Source organism: Bifidobacterium sp. SO1 (assembly GCF_018555335.1).
GTDB lineage: Bacteria > Actinomycetota > Actinomycetes > Actinomycetales > Bifidobacteriaceae > Bifidobacterium > Bifidobacterium simiiventris.
Genome location: NZ_JAFEJR010000017.1, coordinates 53008 through 69873, shown reverse-complemented (window position 1 = coordinate 69873; position 16866 = coordinate 53008). Strand labels below are relative to the sequence as shown.

The following is a 16866-nucleotide window of genomic DNA, read 5'->3' as shown; positions in this document are numbered from 1 at the left end:
TTGGATGACCTGCCGTTCCTCTTCCGACAGGTGCGAATACACTTGACCCAAGGTGCAACATCCTTTCACTGGTTATCTAGACAATCTCCAATCTAAAGGGTGTTGCACTTTCATTTAGACAGCGGGGCGTCATAGCCTTTTTGCGCCATGCGGCAGCTTCGAGGGGATCATCCAATCCTCTCGCGGAATCGACGACTTCCAGTAGCTCCCCCGCACGGCATGGAATCGTCCGAGATGGAAATGTCTTTGAATGGGTGCCCTCGCCAACGTCCGGTTCGCAAGACGTTTCAGCCATGCGATCCGACTCCACCGCCACTGCTCGATATCCACGGATACAACTGACCGTCTCGACCCATCATGGTCCGTTCGGCCTATTCCCACGAACATTCGTGTCGCTACGGCGACTTGACGGTGGAGCACAAGACTCTGGCGGGTCGCGGTGAACAAGGCCACGGCCGGACCATTCCCGGCGGCCGCGAGAATCCCCGACAGGCAGACATCGCCATTGAACGCCGGTACATACTCGCAGGCCGAATCGTCTCGCCGCAGCTGCGTACCGGCGAGGGGCGTCACGGTCGCGTCGTACAGGCATTCGCCGGCAGGCGACGAGATGAACAACAACCGCGAATACTTCGACGACGGGTATGCGAAGGCCCTGTGGGACTTCCGCAACGGCTCCATGCTGCTCGGCGAGGACGAGCGCACCATCTACGTGCGCGACGTGGACGAGAGCGGCGCAAACCGGCTCTTGGACTCGCGGCACGCGATCGGCAGCATTGAGGACGAATACCACGTCAAGGGCACGAGCAAGGTGTATCTGCCGTGGAACGTGCAGATGCGCGTCGAATGCTCCAAGCTCAAGGGCCGCGTCAGGCATGGGGTGAAGTTCGCGAACATGGCGTTCTACCGCATCGACGGGCGCGTGCGCCGTGTGCTGCCCGGCGACCCGATGTTCACGGATCCGTTCGAGATCAGCCTTAGCGAGGATTACGACGAAGCGCTCGTGGCCGAGGCCGGCCGGTACCTGAGGTTCGTGACGGCCGACGAGCACAGCGCCCAGAACCTCGGCCGCATGTTCGCCACGCCGCTGCTGGAGGCATACAAGCATCTCTTCTACGTGCTCTACGGCGGCGGAGGCAACGGCAAGGGCATCCTGCTGGGAGCATTGAACAAGTCGTTCCCCGGACTGTCGGCGGCGGTGAACGCGAAGACCCTGCTGGGCGGCGCGAAGGGCGCCGGCGGGTTCGCGACCGATCAGGAGATGCTGAAACTCATCGGCGCCCTGTGGGCGTACGACGAGGACGCGGACATCATCACCTTGGAACAGGCCACCCTGTTGAAGAAGATCGGCACGGGCGACACGATGGCCGCCCGGCGCATCCAGGAGAACACGGTCAGTTTCCGCAACAAGGCCACGTTCATCATCGCGTCGAACAATCCCGTCATCATGGCGAACACCGAAGCATTGAAACGCCGCCGCGTGTTCGTCCGCATGAGGGACAACCGCGCCGAACACGAGTTCAAAGACCTCTTGGCGTTCCGCGCGAAGCACGGTGCGGTGCCGTTCCTCATGGCCTCATGCCGCCTGTGGGAGCAATCCGACAAGCCGTGGGACGACGTGGCGATCGGCTCGGGCGACGACCTGACCGAGCACGAGCAGTGGATCGTCGACCAGATCATCACGGTCGGCTACGCGGTCAGCGGCGACAACCCCTATTACGCGAGCTCGGCCACGCACCGCAACAGCGTGACCAAGCTCGGCTTGGAGTCCACGTGCAAGCGCATCGACGGCAAGGTCGCCCGCGTGTTGGTGGTGGCGGACGAGAAGGTGTTCGCGGTCTACCGGGCCAAGAGCGAGCATGACATCAGCCAGGCCGTAGAGGAAACCGTGGTGGCGCCGCCGCAGCCCATCGAGGGCGATATGACGGTCACGCCGGACGAGCTCGGCTATCCGGTCAACTACGCCACCGTGTCGGACGGAAAGAAATCCTACGACTGGCAGAAGGTGAAGGATCTGCCCGCCGGCTCCACGCCGGTTCCCAATGGCGGCGGCGCGTACGCGGTCATCCCGGCCGGCGGTATGGCGGTCATCGATCTCGACGTGGCCAAGGACAGGAACGGCAACGTGCTGCAGGATGCTCCCACCGGCTGGGACGTGTTCAGCCGCGAGATCGGCACGTATGGGGGCGACGCGTTCCCGCGCACCTATTTGGTGTCCACGCCCACCGGCGAGCGCCACGGATTGACGAGCGTGCACGCCTACTACCTGATTCCCGACGAGCTGAAGGGCCGGCTGAAGAACGGCGTGCATCTGACGGGCGCGCCGGTTGACATCCGGTGCGAGGGCAAGGGGTACGTCATCGGTGCCGGCAGCGTGCTGGACGATGGCGGAAGGTACAAGCTGCTGGATATGCCCGACGGCGAGCCGCCCGTGATGCCGGTCGCGATGGTCGCGTGGCTGAAGGCTCACGGCTACGTGGAAGGCGAAACTCCCACGGCCGTGAAGCCGGACGGGGCCAGGCCGGTGATGATGCGCACGCGCTACCGTTCGACGCGCATGGCCGGCAAGAGCGTCAGGAACGAACCCGACATGACGCCGGTGGCACCCGGATCGCGTAACGACACGCTTCACCGGTGGGCGTACGGGCGGTTGGCGAACCATCCCGACAACGCTTCGCGGATCCGCGACGACCTGTACCGGCGCGGCCACGCCAGCGGATTGAAGGACGGCGAGCTGGAGACCATCTGGCGCAGCGTCAACCGGCAGTTGGGAGGCGGTCATGCCTAGACGCAAGCCACCATGGCTCAAGCGCCTGTGCGCCGGCCGGCTGAAGGCGAGGAAGTGCGATGGCTGCCGCGAATGGGTGGCAGTGGACGAACAGGGTCCCGTATGGGAGAAGTACGATCCCGGCATCCTCGACGCGAACGACCTCGCGACCGTCATCATCCTCAAGCGCGGGTTCACCCGCATCATCCGGCACGGCGCCGGCGGATTGTTCTCGCTGCGGGATCCGTGCGGGGCCCGCGGCATCGACCCGGATGGCGAATACCTTGCCATCCACGAATGTCATCGGGCGCCCATCAGCGTGAAGCCGTTCAAACCACCCAGACGGCGGGCGGCGGAACGCTGGAACCCGAACATCAGCTTGTCGGACGAAGAGGTCCGACTGTTCACCCGACTTTGGAGGCGACCATTATGAGCATCATCCAACCCAAACGCCACGCGAAGCCCCGGCCGCGCGTCATCCCCGTGCCGGAGACCACGCACCACCGGCTGCGCCGCGTCTACCCGGCCGCCATCCAGTTCCTCCGCCAGCCCGCCGTGACGAGCGGGTTCGGCACCGCGGCCGGCACCACGCGCGAATGCACGTGCGGCTACAAGACCCGCAGCCCCCAGCAGTTCCTCGCCCACATCGAAGAGAAAGCCACCCTCATGCCCGTAGCATCCTTCCAAGCGCCCCGCCCGTTGATGACCCATCGTCTCGTGGACACCGCCAAGCAGGGCAAGGTGTTCATCTGCTCGTGCGGCCACGACTTCACGTCGCTGAGCCTCATGCAGGAACACATCCGCTACGCCGACAAGATCGAGGTGGACGACCATGAGTGAACCGCATCTCATCGTCACCGAATACGACGGCAAGTTCCACTGGTGGTGCTCATGCGGCTGGGACACCGGCAGCCGGGTACAACTCCATCAGCACCTCGGCAACGTGAAAGGGGCGCGGCCATGACCCGATACTGCGCGAACCACGACGGCAACCATGCGGGCGGGCTCAACGTGTGCGCGGCCTGTGCCCGGAAGTTCCGCGAGGCGTTGAAGTCGATAGCCGTGGATACGCCCGCCCTGCTGCTGATCGCCACACGCCAGGCCGGCACCGGCGGCAGCGACCACACAGGCGTGCGCAGCAGGTCGGCGCACGCGCCGCTGCTCATCCGCGAACAGGCGTGGGAACTCTACTGCCAAGTGGAGGAGCTGGTACGGCTTGCCGCGCTCCAGTGCGGTTGCCCGCCGGCCGCACGTAGAACGGCCAGTGTTCCCGAGCTCGTGCGCGCCATCCTCAAGGACGACGAGCCATTGCTCGCGGCATCGGATGCGAGCGAATGGTGGAGGGACGTCGTGGACGTGGCCGGCAGGGTGAGCCGCATGGTGGATCCGCCACAGACGAGGGTGGCGTTCGGCGCGTGCCCGTTCTGCAAGCACGGCGTCGTCTGGGGCGCGCCACGGGACCACATGGGCGAATGCCGTTCCTGCGGCGCGCAGGTGAACCGCACCTACGTCGCCGACCGACTGCTCGACAAACTCGCACAATCCGAGAAGAAGGGCACCCCGAAACAGCTGAGCCGTGAATGCGCCAAAGCCGGCATCCGGCTACCCGCCTCGACCATCCGCACATGGATCCACCAGAAACGCCTCACAACCGACCAACACGGCCACGTGACCCTCAGCGGCATCGTGCCGTTGCTGCGCCGAAGAGCCGGCTGAAACGACAAAAACGGCCCCGTTCTCCACGATGGGAGAGCGGGGCCGCATTGTGTAGAAGTTGTAATGAGCCGGTGGAATCGGATAAATGGAAGTCGCCGGGCGAAGCAGCGACACGCCGGCGATATGAGGCGTGTCATGGGGGCATCGTGTCTGGTCGTGTCTGAATCGTGTCTGAGCGGGCAAAAAGAGGGGAGGAGGGAGAAACGAAAAAGCCCGGAATCGTTGAAATTCCGGGCTTTCTGGTCGGACCAGCGGGATTTGAACCCGCGACCCCTTGACCCCCAGTCAAGTGCGCTACCAAACTGCGCTATGGTCCGATGTTGCATGAAACAACAGGAAGCAAATCTACCTCATGCAGTCGAATTAGCCAAATCGGCGTGTCTTCATCCGGCAATACAGCAATGTCCCACGCATATGTTCGCCCCCCTTCTCCTTCAACGGGAATCAGATCAAAGCGGCAGACGCACACGACACCATCCGGAACGCGAAACGATCAGACGAAACGCACAACACGTTGTTGAAAACACCGGACACCAAAAATATGAACAACATGTTGAGCATATAGAAGTCATGTTCACCCGGTTACTTAACCAGCAACCCGAACTCGCAGGAATCGCCATATCGACGGACGTATCGCCTCCAACGGCTGAAACGGCCGCGCCCGTGGAGCACGCCGGCTGCGGACAAGACCATCGCGTACGCGGGCGAGAACGAACCCCGTGATGTCATATCCGATGCGGAGACGCCGCTAACGAAGACGCCACGCAGGATCACCGCCACGCCTTGAGTACCAACTGCGGAACCTTGGATGCGTCGAAACGGTAGTGACCGGTGACGGTCATATGCCGCGCGAAAGCGAGATAGTTGTTCTCCCGTTGCCGTTGCGCCATGTTATGCAGGACGTACGGGATGCCGTCACTATCACGTTTGTCGGAGATCACGCCGATGTGCCTGACATGTTCGAACACGACGATGTCGCCGCCCTGCCATTGCCCGCGATCCGACACGTCAGTGGTGAGCGTCTGCCCGTACTTGGAAAAGAACACGTCCAGCACGCCGGTGCGTCGGAAGTCGATGCTCGGGTCAGGATCGCCGACAACGGCGGCGTAGCTGGCGGGATCCGCCTCGATATCCGCATCGACCATGGCCTTGAGGTCGTATCCCGCCTCTCGAAAGGCCCGCCAGACCAGATCAGTGCATGCGCCACGGTCATCCGGAGGGTAACCACCCTGATAATAGCCGCTGTCATAGGTCGGTGCGGCCTGTGCGTCCTTGCGAGCGCCGGCGACGATATCGGTGTAGTCGTCCACGCCGTTGCCGTTGAAATCGACCGGGCTGGTTTCCTTCGGATATCGGCGTTCTGCCTCGTCTGCCGACATGGTATCCTTCGATCCTGCATCGCGGGACGCGGGCAGTGCGTTCACGATGTCCGCAGCCAACCCGTTCCAAGGCACCGATCGGCTCAGACGACGCAAGGCCAGCGCACCTCCCGTCAGCATGATCGTCAGCGATGCTACGACCAGTATCGCAGAACCCCATCTTCTCCATTCCGCATATCGTCCTGTCCGCTGCCGGCGATCTTCGGTATCATGGAACTCCGCATCCGTATTCTCATGTCCTGTCATACGTCGTCTCCAATCGATATGCAAGCCGCGCATGCGCACGGCATGGGTTTTGTATTGCGGCGGCCCATCCGTAAATCACATCCATACGCGGATAGTGTCATCTGACCGGCCCGGCGCGGGTATCACGCCATTCCCAGCACTGTAGCCGTCGAAACGAATGTGAGGGGGTTGCCATACAGAAAACCTGTATGACAACCCCCTCACACACGCATCAGGTCTCGTTGTCACCTGACGATACGGGACAGACCGATAGCTACAGTGCGCGCAACTGCGCGGCGATCTTGACCGCTTCCACGCTGGCCTCGGCTTTGTTGCGCGTCTCCTGCCACTCGGTGGCGGGCACGGAGTCGAGCACGATGCCCGCGCCGGCCTGCACGCTCGCCTCATGGTCGCGGATGAACGCGGTGCGGATCGCGATGGCCATGTCGAGATTGCCGGAGAAGTCGAAGTAGCCGACAGTGCCGCCATAGATGCCGCGGTCGGCTGGTTCCAGCTCGTCGATGATCTCGATCGCACGCGGCTTGGGCGCGCCCGACAGCGTACCGGCCGGGAATGCCGAGGTGAACACGTCGAACGCGGTCATGTCGGGGTTCACGCGGCCGGTGACGGTCGAGCAGATGTGCATGATGTGGCTGAACCGTTTAATGTCCATGAGCGAGACGACCTCGACGGTGGTCGGGTCGCATACGCGGCTCAGATCGTTGCGGGCGAGGTCGACGAGCATGATGTGCTCGCTACGCTCCTTCGGGTCGGCGAGCAGCTCCTTGGCAAGGCGCGCGTCCTCCTCCGGGGTCTTGCCCCGCGGACGGGAGCCGGCGATCGGGAATGTCATCGCGTGTCCGTTGTCGACCTTGATGAGCGTTTCCGGGCTGGAGCCGATCACGTTGAAGTCTCGGCCCTCGGCGTCGGTGAGCGTCATGAAGTACATGTACGGGCTCGGGTTGAGCGTGCGCAGCACACGGTACACGTCGAACGGGTCGGCCGGCGAATCGATGTCAAGCCGCTGCGAGATGACGACCTGGAACACGTCGCCGTCCACGATATGCTTCTTGGCGGCTTCCACGGCCTGCTCGTAATGGCTCTTCTCAGTGCGGAACCGCAGCTCGGGCTGAGCGACCGTCTCATCAAGAACGTTCACACGTGATTCGCCGTCGACCGGCGTGGCCGCGTCACGTTGCATCTGATCAAGCCGTGCGACGGCCTCGTTGTACGCGGCGTCGGCACGGGTCGGCTTGTCGTCCACGTTCACTGCGTTCGCGATGAGCCACACCGAGCCGGACACATGGTCGACCACGGCGATGTCGGTGGCCAACGCGAGCACTGTCTCCGGCTGGCCCGTCTCGTTCGGCGCTTCGGCGCGCAGCGTCGGCTCCCAGTGGCGGATCGCATCCCAGCCGACGGTGCCGGCCAGACCGCTGGTCAGGTTTGGCAGACCGTCCACGTGCGGCGCTTTGAGTGTCTTCAGCGCGGCGTGCGCGACCTCTATCACGTCGCCGCTGGTCGGCACTCCGGTCGGCACGGTGCCCAGCCAGTCCGCTTTGCCGTCATTGGACCGCAACTGGGCCATCGACCGTACTCCGATGAAGCTGTAGCGGCTCCATGTGCCGCCGTATTCGGCCGATTCGAGAATGAACGTGCCGGTCCTGCCTCCGGCGAGACGCTCGTAAAAGCCGACCGGCGTGAGCGAGTCGGCAAGCAGACGACGCACGATCGGGATCACGCGGTAGCCTTCATCGGCCAGTTCGTGGAACTGTTCACGGCTCGGCCAGGTCGCGCCCCATGTCAGATGTTCGACGCTGCATTCGCTCATGCCCGTTCCTCCTGTTCCTTCGCTGCGTTTTCGCTGCCCGTCTGTGTCGCCGTACGGTGTCCTTCGACGCACGGCAGCGGGCCTCCTTCGAGAAAACAGCTGCGCTTGCCGGTATGGCATGCGGCCCCTACCTGGTCGACCTCGACAAGCAGCGCATCCCCGTCGCAGTCGAGCGACACTGATTTCACATACTGCACATGTCCTGACGTATCGCCTTTGCGCCAGTATTCCTGCCTCGAACGCGACCAGAACGTGACCCGGCCGGTGGTGAGCGTGCGGCGCAGCGCCTCGTCGTTCATATAGCCGACCATGAGCACTTCATGCGTGTCGTACTGCTGAATGACCGCGGCGACCAGTCCCTTGGCGTCTCGTTTGAGACGCTCGGCGATGCGTGGGTCGAGTGTCGTGCTGTTGTCGTATTCCATGACCTGTCCGTCCCTCTTTGCTGGATGCGATGACGATATGCCGTTACGGTTCTGCGAGACCGGTCAGCGCACGGTGTAGCCGGCGCGACGCAGCTCATCCTTGACCTCGCCGATGGTGACCTTGCCGTAATGGAAGATCGATGCGGCGAGCACCGCGTCGGCGCCGGCCTCGATCGCCGGCGGAAAATCGGCCGCCTTGCCGGCACCGCCCGATGCGATGATCGGGATCTTCACTTCCTTGCGCACGGCCCTGATCATCTCGAGATCGAATCCTTGCTGCGTGCCATCCGCATCCATCGAATTGAGCAGGATTTCGCCCGCACCGAGCTCCTCGGCCCGTTTGGCCCACCAGATCGCGTCGATGCCGGTCGACTTGCGGCCACCCATCGTCGTCACTTCGAAACCGGACTGCGTGTGCTGTTCGCCGCGTTCGCGACGCGCGTCGACCGACAATACGAGCACCTGGTTGCCGAATCGGTCGGCGACGCGGCTGATGAGCGTCGGATCGTTGATCGCGGCGGTGTTCACGCCGACCTTGTCCGCGCCGCAGCGCAACAGGGAATCCACGTCCTCCGGCGTACGCACGCCACCGCCGACGGTGAGCGGGATGAAGATCTGTTCGGCGGTGCGGGCCACCACGTCGATCATGGTCTGCCGGTGCGAGCTGGATGCGGTCACGTCGAGGAACGTCAGCTCGTCGGCTCCCTGCCGATAGTATTCGGCCGCCAGCTCGACCGGGTCGCCGGCGTCGCGCAGGTTCTCGAAATGCACGCCTTTGACCACACGACCCGCATCGACGTCCAAGCATGGGATGACTCGAATGGCCAGCGACATATCCACTCCTGTTGTTGCGCGTTACGTTACCGCACAACAGGTTAGCGTGCAGCCGTTACAGCCGGCGGGCGCGATTCCGTTACGTGGAACGCGCCCGCGACGGCGCGAATCGTCGGGCCGGACCGACCTTGCGCGCAGATCACAGCAGCCGCGCCTCGACCCACTGCGCGACGCCGTCTTCGTTGTTGCTTGGGCATATCTCGTCCGCGATGTCGAGCACCTTCGGATTCGCGTTCGCCACGGCCACGCCGAGCCCGGACTCCTGCATCATCGCGATGTCGATCACGTCGTCTCCGAACGTGACGGTATGCTCCAGCGGTACGCCCAGCCGGTCGCACACGATGCGCAGCGCATGTTCCTTGTTGGCCTCGGGGCTCATGAGCATCCACATCGTGCCTTCGGAGATGTGCACGTCGAAATCGTCCGGCACCATCGTCTCCAGCCGTTTCCACTGTTCGTCGTCGGGGAAGACGGTGATTTTGTCGGCGATGCCGGCGGGGACGTCACCGTCCGAAAAGTCGGTGTAGCGCCACGTCTGAGTCTTCCAGTAGACGCTGACGTCGAAGTTCGTGTACCTCACGTCGTCCATCACGATGCCGACCTTGAGTCCCGGCAGTTCACGCAGGAAATCGCGGCACACCTCACAAGCGCGGGAGGACGGGAAACCGATCTTTTCGAGATGGCCGTCCTCGGCCGGTCGTTTGCCGGTGAGCAGATCGAAGTCGGATCGCGCGGGGTCGAAGTCGATCAGCGCGCCGTTCAGGTAGATGACCGCGTCGGCCGGCAGCCTGTCGGCGAAGGCGAGTCCGGTGCTGACCGGACGTGCGGTGGCGATGACGAACTTGATGCCGCGTTCGTGCATACGCTCGATCGTCGCGACGGCCCGATCGGTGATGGAACGCTGTTCGAACGTCTGTCCGTCATGCAGCAGCGTACCATCGAGATCGGCGACGACCAGCCGGTATCCGGCTCGCGCGCCGCTCACAGCAGACCCTCGCAGTGCTCGCGGACGATGTCGGCAGAACGGTGCAGCTTGGCGAGTTCGTCGTCGGTCAGGTCGAGTTCGACGATCTCGTTCGCGCCGTTGGCGCGCAGTTCGGTGGGCACTCCGAGGAACACGTCATGCTCGCCGTATTCGCCGTCGAGCAGCGTGGAGACGGGCACGATGCGGCGCTCGTCCCACAGAATCGTCTGTACGATGCCGGCGACGGTGGAGGCGATGCCGTAGTTGGTGCCGCCCTTGGCCCTGACGATCTCGTCGCCGCGGCGACGCGTCTTCTCCTCGACCTCGGCGGTGGAGACGGACGAGAAACGACTCTGGTTGTCGGCGAGGAACCTCACGAACGGTTTGCCGCCAAGCGAGACGGTCGACCATGCGGCGAACTGCGAGTTGCCGTGCTCGCCCATGACGAAACCGCCCACGTTGCGCGGGTCGAGGCCGGTCTCCTCGCCGATGATGGTCTTGAGTCGAGAGGTGTCAAGTGCCGTGCCGGTACCAAGCACCTGCGTGCGCGGCAGGCCGGAACGTTTCCATGCGTACCAGGCCATCACGTCGACCGGATTGGACACCATGATGATCACGCCGTCGAAGCCGGATGCCATGACCCGGTCGATCACGTCGCCGACCAGTCCGACCGTGAAGCCGAGTTCGGCCATGCGGTTCGAGTTCGCCGGCGGCTTGCGTCCCACGGTGATGACGACGATGTCCGCGTCCTTACAGTCGGAGTAGTCGCCGACGCGCACCTTGACGTGACGGTCCTGGAATTCGCTGCCGTCGTCGAGGTCGCGGGCTTCCCCCAACGCCTTGTCGGCGAAATGGTCGATGAGGACGAGTTCGTTGCACAGGCCGTGCGTGACGATGCCGAACGCGGCGGTCGAGCCGACCTGACCGGTGCCGACGATGACGACGCGATTGCGGTTTGCGGTGACCATGAGTCGATCCTTTCCTTCATGAAAAATGAGCCATGATCGATCGGGATCATGGCTCATTGCGATGTCGTATAGGCTATCAGACGAGGTTGAACTTGGTCATCAGGCCGAGGGCGATAATGATCGCCACCCACAGCAGGGCGATGATGACGGTCCAACGGTTCAGGTTCTTCTCGGCCACGCCCGAAGAGCCCGCGTTCTGCGTCAGGCCGCCGCCGAACATGTCGGACAGGCCGCCGCCCTTGCCCTTGTGCATGAGGATGAGCAGGGTGAGCAGCAGGCTGAAGATGACGACGATGATCTGCAGCACAAGCTTGACGATGGCCCAAGCGGACATATGAGAACCTCCAGTTCTAAATCACACTGCCCTACACCATAGCGCAAGGGCTTGAACATTGCGTTCGCGGCGTTGGAATGCGGACGTCTCCGACCGTCACGTCAGCGGCCGTCCGCCACGGCAATGGTCAGCCGCGATATCCGAGCCAACTCGTCGGCGTCCAGTGCGGCCCCGCCGATGAGGAATCCGTCGACGTCCGGTTCGCGGATCAGTTCGGCCGCGTTCTTCGAGCTGACGGATCCGCCGTACAGGATGCGCACGCCGTCGGCGATATCCGCGCCGAACGTTGCCTTCAAATCGTCACGGATCGCCTTGGCCGCGTCCTGAGCGGTGCGGGGCGTGGCGACCATGCCCGTACCGATGGCCCACACCGGCTCGTAGGCGATGATGAGCTTGGCGGCCTGATCGCGCGACAGATCGCGGGTGACGTCGTGCACCTGGCCCACGGCGAAGTCGAGCTCGATGCCTTGACGCCTTTCCTCAAAACTTTCGCCGACGCACAGGATCGGACGCATGCCGGCCGCGAGCACGGCGCGCACTTGGTCGACGATGTTCGCGTCATCCTCGGGATGGTATTTGCGCCGTTCGGAATGACCGACGATCACGTAGGTGCAGCCAAGCGCGGCGAGCATGTCGGCGGACACGTCACCGGTGAACGCGCCCTGCGTGGTCACGGAGACGGACTGCGCACCATAGCGGATCTTGAGGTTGTCGGCTTCGACAAGCACCTGCACGCTGCGGATGGACGTGAACGACGGCATGAGCGCGACCTCGCAGCGCTTGTAGTCGAAGTGCGCGTCTCGTAGCAGCCAGACGAGCTTCTGCACGAAATACGTGGCCTCGAGATGGTCGAAGTTCATTTTCCAGTTGCCAGCCACCAGCGGGATGCGCTTGGACGCCATACGTATGTCTCCTAACGACTAAATAGGCTCCCCGTTGGCAAGGGGAGCCTATCGAACATGAGAAAAGGGAAAGCCTTACTCGAGCACCTTCAGGCCCGGCAGTTCCTTGCCCTCGAGGAACTCGAGGGAGGCGCCGCCACCGGTGGAGATGTGCGAGAAGCCGTCCTCCGGGAAGCCGAGGTTGCGCACCGCGGAGGCGGAGTCGCCGCCGCCGACGATGGTGAACGCGCCGGCCTTGGTCGCATCGACCAGTCCCTGCGCCACGGCACGGGTGCCGTCGGCGAAAGCCGCGATCTCGAACACGCCCATCGGGCCGTTCCACACGACGGTCTTGGAGTCCACGATCTTGTCGTGGAACAGCTTCTGGGACTCCGGGCCGATGTCGAGGCCCATCTTGTCGGCCGGGATGGCGTCAGCCGGAACGACCTCCGGAGCAACGTCGGCGTCGGACTTCGGGAAGCCCGGGTTCACGACGATGTCGGTCGGCAGCACGAGCTCGACGCCGTTCTTCTCGGCGGTCTCGATGTAGCCCTTGACCTTGTCGAGCTGGTCTTCCTCGAGCAGGGAGGTGCCGACCTCGTAGCCCTTGGCCTTGAGGAAGGTGAACACCATGCCGCCGCCGATGACGAGGCGGTTGGCCTTGTCGAGCAGGTTCTCGATCACGCCGAGCTTGTCGGAGACCTTGGAACCACCGAGCACGACGGTGAACGGGCGCTCCGGGTTCTCGGTGGCCTTGGACAGGGCCTTGACTTCCTTCTCGACCAGCAGGCCCGCGGCGGCCGGCAGGTCGGCGGCCACGTCGTAGTTGGAGCCCTGGGCGCGGTGCACGACACCGAAGCCGTCGGAGACGAAGGCCTCGCCGAGGGCGGCGATCTTCTTAGCGTAGGCGGCGCGCTCGGCCGGATCCTTGCTGGTCTCCTCCGGGTTGAAGCGCACGTTCTCGAGCAGCACCACGTCACCGTCGTTCATCGCGGCGACCTTGGCCTGCGCGTCCTCGCCATAGGTGTCCTTGGCCAGCGGCACGGTGATGCCGAGCAGCTCGCCGAGACGGGCGGCGACCGGAGCCAGGGACAGCTCGGGAACAACCTTGCCCTTCGGGCGGCCGAGATGGGCCATCAGGATGACCTTCGCGCCCTCTTCGCGCAGCGTCTTGATGGTCGGCAGGGCGGCCTTGATACGACCATCATCGGTGATCGTGGTGCCGTCCAGCGGGACATTGAAATCGGCGCGAACCAGAACGCGCTTGCCCTTGAGATCTCCAAGATCCTTGAGTGTCTTCATGAATATCCTTTCCTAACCGCGCGGTCCGAAGCATGCGCGACGGGTCGCGGGAAGAGTGGTGACGTGGATACGCCATTAGCGATGATACAAGGCCGAACGAACAAAAACACCGCCATTCGCAAGATGCGAGGCGGTGTTTTGCTTGACGGATCATTTCGCCGGCGGACGGATCAGAAGCTGACGCCCTTCGCCTTGGCGGTCTTGTCGGCCAGCTGCAGCAGACGACGGATACGTCCTGCGATCGCATCCTTGGTAATGGGCGGATCGGCCAGACGGCCAAGCTCCTCGAGGCTGGCGTCACCGTGGTCGAGGCGGAGCTGTCCCGCCGCCTTGAGGTTCTCGGGCACATCGTCGCCGAGGATCTCGAAGGCCTTGCGCACCTTCTCGCTCGCTTCGGCGGCGGCCTTGGCACTACGGCGCATGTTCGCGTCGTCGAAGTTCGCCAGACGGTTCGCCTTGCCGCGGGCCTCGCCGTCGGAACGCTTACCGGTCCATTCGCGGGCGGAACGGGGAGCGCCCATAAGGTTGAGCATGCGTTCGATCGCGTCGGGGTCCTTGAGTGTCACGCGTTCGGAGCTGCGCAGCTGGCGCGGCTTCGCGCTGATGCCGAGGCGCCGAGCCGCGCCGGCCAGTGCAAGGGCGGCCTCGTTGCACGGGCAGGTGATCTCGAGATAGCTGGCCTTGCCCGGATCGGACAGGCCGCCGTGCGCGAGGAACGCACCGCGCCATGCGGCCTTGACCTGCGCAATGTTGCCGTTGACGATCTCTGCCGGCAGGCCGCGCACCAGTTGCTTGCGCCGGTCGAGCAGACCGGTCTGCAGCGCGAGCGCCGCGCCGCCCCGGTCGACGTGGACGAGATAGCGCTGTACGGTGCCGCTGGGCGTCTGACGGGCCACCTGAGTGAGTACCGCCTCATGGCCATACAGGTCACGGATGTTGTCCTGAAGCCACTTGGCGGCTTCAAGGGAATCGAATTGAGCCTGCACGATGATCTGCCTCTGCACGAGCCTCAATCCGCCGCCGAAACGAATCATCGCGGTGACCTGCGCCTTGCGGGCCGCAGGCAGTTCGTTATCGATTGCGGCGAGTTCGCTTTTGACGTCATCCAGAAGAGCCAAGAGCCAACCTCCTACTTCCCGTTCTCTTCGCCGTTTCGGCCTGTTGCTTGGGCATCCACCCATCGTGCCATCGGCTTACTGTGATATCTGATCACTTGGACAACTCAAGCGCATTCAATCACACTTTGGGCTGTGATTTCTCGCCATGTGGTCATCAGTATTGAGACCGACGGATCACCGGTCGCCATGCCGACGTTGCAGCTCACGTGCCGAGACGCTGACGGTGAGACCATGCGCACGCAATCGCACGGCAAGCGCCTCGCTCATGGCGACGGAGCGATGCTGCCCACCAGTGCATCCGATGGCGATGGTCACGAAATGCTTGTCCTCCTGCGCATACCCCTTTAGCGCAACGAGGATGGCCTGTTCGTACGCGTCGAGGAACTCCCCCGCGCCCTCGCTGCCCAGCACATAGTCCGACACCGGCTTGTCCTGACCGGTGAGCTCCCTCAGGCTCGGCACCCAGAACGGGTTCGGCAGGAAGCGCACGTCGGCCACGAAGTCGGCATCCAAGGGAACGCCGTATTTGAACCCGAAGCTGAAGATATGCACCGCCACGGTCTTCGGGCCGGAGCCGAGCAGTGCCTCGTACAGCTTGGTCGACAGCTGGTGGATGCTCAACGCGGAGGTGTCGATGACGACATCAGCGCGTTCCTTGAGGTTCATGAGCAGCGCGCGCTCCTCTTTGATGCCGTCGATGAGACGGTTGCCGTGCTGCAGGGGATGCGGGCGGCGCACGGATTCGTAGCGTTTGATGAGCACGTCGTTGCTGGCATCGAGGAACAGGATGCGGGTCTTGACACCGAGATCGTCGAGATGGCTGAGCACGGCGGACAGGTCGTCGAAGTATTCGCGCGAGCGCACGTCGATGACGGCGGCGAGCTTGTGCACGCCGGTGCCGGATCGTCCGCCGCCCTGGGTCATCATATCGACCAACGGCACCAGCAGCTTCGGCGGGATATTGTCGACCACGTACCAGCCCATGTCCTCGACGCTGTCGGCGGCATGGGAACGCCCGGCGCCGGACATGCCGGTGATGAGCAGCACTTCGAAGCCGTCGGCGGGAGCGGGTTCGCTGCCGCCGGGCGTATTCGCGGTTGCGGAAACGGTTGTCCGCAATGCCGTTTCGGTCATCACAATGCCTCCTCAAGCGCCTCGCGCATGGGCTGTTCCAATACCGTCATCCAATCACGCCCGTCCAAGGCCGCTTCGCCTTGGGAACCGGTCATGAGCCGCACCTGTAGAATGGCTTGGTACAGCAGCATCTCCTCGCCGCCCATCGCCATCGCGCCACGCTCGCGCCACGCACGGATCAGCGCGCTGGGACGCGGATCGTACACCACGTCCAGCAGTATTCCCTTCGGACGGAACATATCGTCCGCTGCGATCTGTTGCGCGATCGCGTCGGCGGCATGTCCGGGAATCGTGCTGATGACGATGTCGGCGTCACGCAGGGTTTCGGCGATGTCGTCCAGCGTGGTCTCGCACAGGTCGATGGTGTCATCGCCGGCTATGATGCGGGTCAGATCGGGGTTCTTGCCGGGATGCCGGGCAGCCACGGTGATCGTGCCGCGGGAGGATGAAGAGGTTCCCGCGATCATGACCGCGGCGGCGCTCACCGCCGATGCCGCCGTGTTGCCGTTGCCGATGACGACCGCGTGGGCAAGATCACGTTCTTCCAGGGACGGGCCGGAATCGACGTCGCAGGCATGGCCGAAGGCATAGAGAATGCCCGGCACATCGGTGTTGTACAGCGAGATGGCCGGCCGGCCGCCGTTATTCTCAGCGTCCGCCCAGTTGAATACGGCCGTATTGGCAACGTTCAGCCGCTCGGCCCACGCATCCTTGGGAGTGCCATACGGCTGAATGGTTTTCTTGAGCGGCATGGTCAGGCTCAGGCCATGCCATGTCGGGTCGAGCCCGTTCAGGAAATCGCCAAGATCAGTCTCACCGACCTCGTGACGCCCATACTCCCAATCGTCAAGTCCCAGCGCATGATAGGCGGCGTTGTGCAACACCGGTGACAGCGAATGTGCGATGGGCTTGCCGAGCACGGCGCAATGGTTGACGGTCTGTGCCATATCCCCTCCTTCGTTCCGTTCCCATCCTAGCCCATGCGACG

The 16866-nt window shown here is 63.6% G+C and carries 17 protein-coding genes and 1 tRNA gene; 5 read left to right on the top strand and 13 right to left on the bottom strand.

The genetic code is table 11. The features are described from left to right. Positions 1-505 precede the first annotated feature (505 nt). The 5 genes from JS541_RS11950 to JS541_RS14895 are packed head-to-tail and all read left to right on the top strand — an operon-like array spanning position 506 to position 4483. Positions 506-2788, top strand: a complete 2283-nt coding sequence (locus tag JS541_RS11950) for a DUF5906 domain-containing protein (protein WP_214374726.1) — start codon at positions 506-508, stop codon at positions 2786-2788. After that, positions 2781-3200 carry a hypothetical protein gene (locus tag JS541_RS11945; RefSeq protein WP_214374725.1) on the top strand — a complete coding sequence of 140 codons (420 nt, stop codon included), beginning with the start codon at positions 2781-2783 and terminating at the stop codon, positions 3198-3200. The genes JS541_RS11950 and JS541_RS11945 overlap by 8 nt, the downstream gene beginning before the upstream one ends. Beyond that, the gene (locus JS541_RS11940) at positions 3197-3607 is read left to right on the top strand and encodes a hypothetical protein (protein WP_214374724.1); all 411 of its coding nucleotides are present in this window, start codon (positions 3197-3199) and stop codon (positions 3605-3607) included. Before JS541_RS11945 ends, JS541_RS11940 begins: the two co-directional genes overlap by 4 nt. Continuing rightward, positions 3600-3731 carry a hypothetical protein gene (locus JS541_RS15025; protein ID WP_274608034.1) on the top strand — a complete coding sequence of 44 codons (132 nt, stop codon included), beginning with the start codon at positions 3600-3602 and terminating at the stop codon, positions 3729-3731. The genes JS541_RS11940 and JS541_RS15025 overlap by 8 nt, the downstream gene beginning before the upstream one ends. Beyond that, positions 3728-4483: a hypothetical protein gene (locus JS541_RS14895; protein WP_236036948.1), complete on the top strand. Its 756-nt coding sequence runs from the start codon at positions 3728-3730 to the stop codon at positions 4481-4483. The genes JS541_RS15025 and JS541_RS14895 overlap by 4 nt, the downstream gene beginning before the upstream one ends. A 240-nt stretch (positions 4484-4723) precedes the next feature. Here the strand turns inward: JS541_RS14895 and JS541_RS11930 are convergent. From JS541_RS11930 to JS541_RS11870, 13 genes are all read right to left on the bottom strand, one after another. Beyond that, positions 4724-4800, bottom strand: a tRNA-Pro gene (locus JS541_RS11930). Between the two features lie 453 nt (positions 4801-5253). After that, complete coding sequence (locus JS541_RS11925) at positions 5254-5985, bottom strand: DUF1287 domain-containing protein (protein WP_338023649.1); 732 nt, start codon at positions 5983-5985, stop codon at positions 5254-5256. Positions 5986-6361: 376 nt separating this feature from the next. Next, positions 6362-7918, bottom strand: a complete 1557-nt coding sequence (locus JS541_RS11920) for an anthranilate synthase component I (RefSeq protein ID WP_214374723.1) — start codon at positions 7916-7918, stop codon at positions 6362-6364. Beyond that, a complete protein-coding gene (hisI, locus tag JS541_RS11915; protein ID WP_214374722.1) occupies positions 7915-8343 on the bottom strand; it encodes a phosphoribosyl-AMP cyclohydrolase in 429 nt (142 codons plus the stop codon). The genes JS541_RS11920 and hisI overlap by 4 nt, the downstream gene beginning before the upstream one ends. Before the next feature lie 63 nt (positions 8344-8406). Then, positions 8407-9177, bottom strand: a complete 771-nt coding sequence (gene hisF, locus JS541_RS11910) for an imidazole glycerol phosphate synthase subunit HisF (RefSeq protein ID WP_214374721.1) — start codon at positions 9175-9177, stop codon at positions 8407-8409. A gap of 139 nt (positions 9178-9316) precedes the next feature. Next, positions 9317-10162 (bottom strand): HAD hydrolase family protein, encoded by an 846-nt coding sequence (locus JS541_RS11905; protein WP_214374720.1) that lies wholly within the window; start codon positions 10160-10162, stop codon positions 9317-9319. After that, positions 10159-11109, bottom strand: coding sequence for an L-lactate dehydrogenase (locus JS541_RS11900; RefSeq protein WP_214374719.1), 951 nt, complete (start codon positions 11107-11109; stop codon positions 10159-10161). Before JS541_RS11900 ends, JS541_RS11905 begins: the two co-directional genes overlap by 4 nt. 76 nt (positions 11110-11185) lie before the next feature. Continuing rightward, positions 11186-11443: a preprotein translocase subunit SecG gene (gene secG / locus JS541_RS11895; RefSeq protein WP_094729977.1), complete on the bottom strand. Its 258-nt coding sequence runs from the start codon at positions 11441-11443 to the stop codon at positions 11186-11188. A gap of 101 nt (positions 11444-11544) precedes the next feature. Next, positions 11545-12345 (bottom strand): triose-phosphate isomerase, encoded by an 801-nt coding sequence (gene tpiA / locus JS541_RS11890; protein WP_214374718.1) that lies wholly within the window; start codon positions 12343-12345, stop codon positions 11545-11547. Positions 12346-12420: 75 nt separating this feature from the next. Continuing rightward, on the bottom strand, positions 12421-13626 hold the full coding sequence (locus JS541_RS11885) for a phosphoglycerate kinase (protein ID WP_214374717.1): 1206 nt from the start codon (positions 13624-13626) through the stop codon (positions 12421-12423). A gap of 170 nt (positions 13627-13796) precedes the next feature. Continuing rightward, positions 13797-14744, bottom strand: a complete 948-nt coding sequence (whiA, locus tag JS541_RS11880) for a DNA-binding protein WhiA (RefSeq protein ID WP_214374716.1) — start codon at positions 14742-14744, stop codon at positions 13797-13799. Positions 14745-14918: 174 nt separating this feature from the next. After that, positions 14919-15878: an RNase adapter RapZ gene (rapZ, locus tag JS541_RS11875; RefSeq protein WP_214374715.1), complete on the bottom strand. Its 960-nt coding sequence runs from the start codon at positions 15876-15878 to the stop codon at positions 14919-14921. Continuing rightward, positions 15878-16825 carry a shikimate dehydrogenase gene (locus JS541_RS11870; protein ID WP_214374714.1) on the bottom strand — a complete coding sequence of 316 codons (948 nt, stop codon included), beginning with the start codon at positions 16823-16825 and terminating at the stop codon, positions 15878-15880. Before JS541_RS11870 ends, rapZ begins: the two co-directional genes overlap by 1 nt. Positions 16826-16866 lie beyond the last annotated feature (41 nt).

Coding starts and splice junctions, on each gene's coding strand:
- JS541_RS11945 (WP_214374725.1), top strand. CDS start 2,781: ATGCCTAGACGCAAGCCACCATGGCTCAAGCGCCTGTGCGCCGGCCGG.
- JS541_RS11940 (WP_214374724.1), top strand. CDS start 3,197: ATGAGCATCATCCAACCCAAACGCCACGCGAAGCCCCGGCCGCGCGTC.
- JS541_RS15025 (WP_274608034.1), top strand. CDS start 3,600: ATGAGTGAACCGCATCTCATCGTCACCGAATACGACGGCAAGTTCCAC.
- JS541_RS14895 (WP_236036948.1), top strand. CDS start 3,728: ATGACCCGATACTGCGCGAACCACGACGGCAACCATGCGGGCGGGCTC.
- JS541_RS11920 (WP_214374723.1), bottom strand. CDS start 7,918: ATGAGCGAATGCAGCGTCGAACATCTGACATGGGGCGCGACCTGGCCG.
- hisI (WP_214374722.1), bottom strand. CDS start 8,343: ATGGAATACGACAACAGCACGACACTCGACCCACGCATCGCCGAGCGT.
- hisF (WP_214374721.1), bottom strand. CDS start 9,177: ATGTCGCTGGCCATTCGAGTCATCCCATGCTTGGACGTCGATGCGGGT.
- JS541_RS11900 (WP_214374719.1), bottom strand. CDS start 11,109: ATGGTCACCGCAAACCGCAATCGCGTCGTCATCGTCGGCACCGGTCAG.
- secG (WP_094729977.1), bottom strand. CDS start 11,443: ATGTCCGCTTGGGCCATCGTCAAGCTTGTGCTGCAGATCATCGTCGTC.
- tpiA (WP_214374718.1), bottom strand. CDS start 12,345: ATGGCGTCCAAGCGCATCCCGCTGGTGGCTGGCAACTGGAAAATGAAC.
- JS541_RS11885 (WP_214374717.1), bottom strand. CDS start 13,626: ATGAAGACACTCAAGGATCTTGGAGATCTCAAGGGCAAGCGCGTTCTG.
- rapZ (WP_214374715.1), bottom strand. CDS start 15,878: ATGACCGAAACGGCATTGCGGACAACCGTTTCCGCAACCGCGAATACG.
- JS541_RS11870 (WP_214374714.1), bottom strand. CDS start 16,825: ATGGCACAGACCGTCAACCATTGCGCCGTGCTCGGCAAGCCCATCGCA.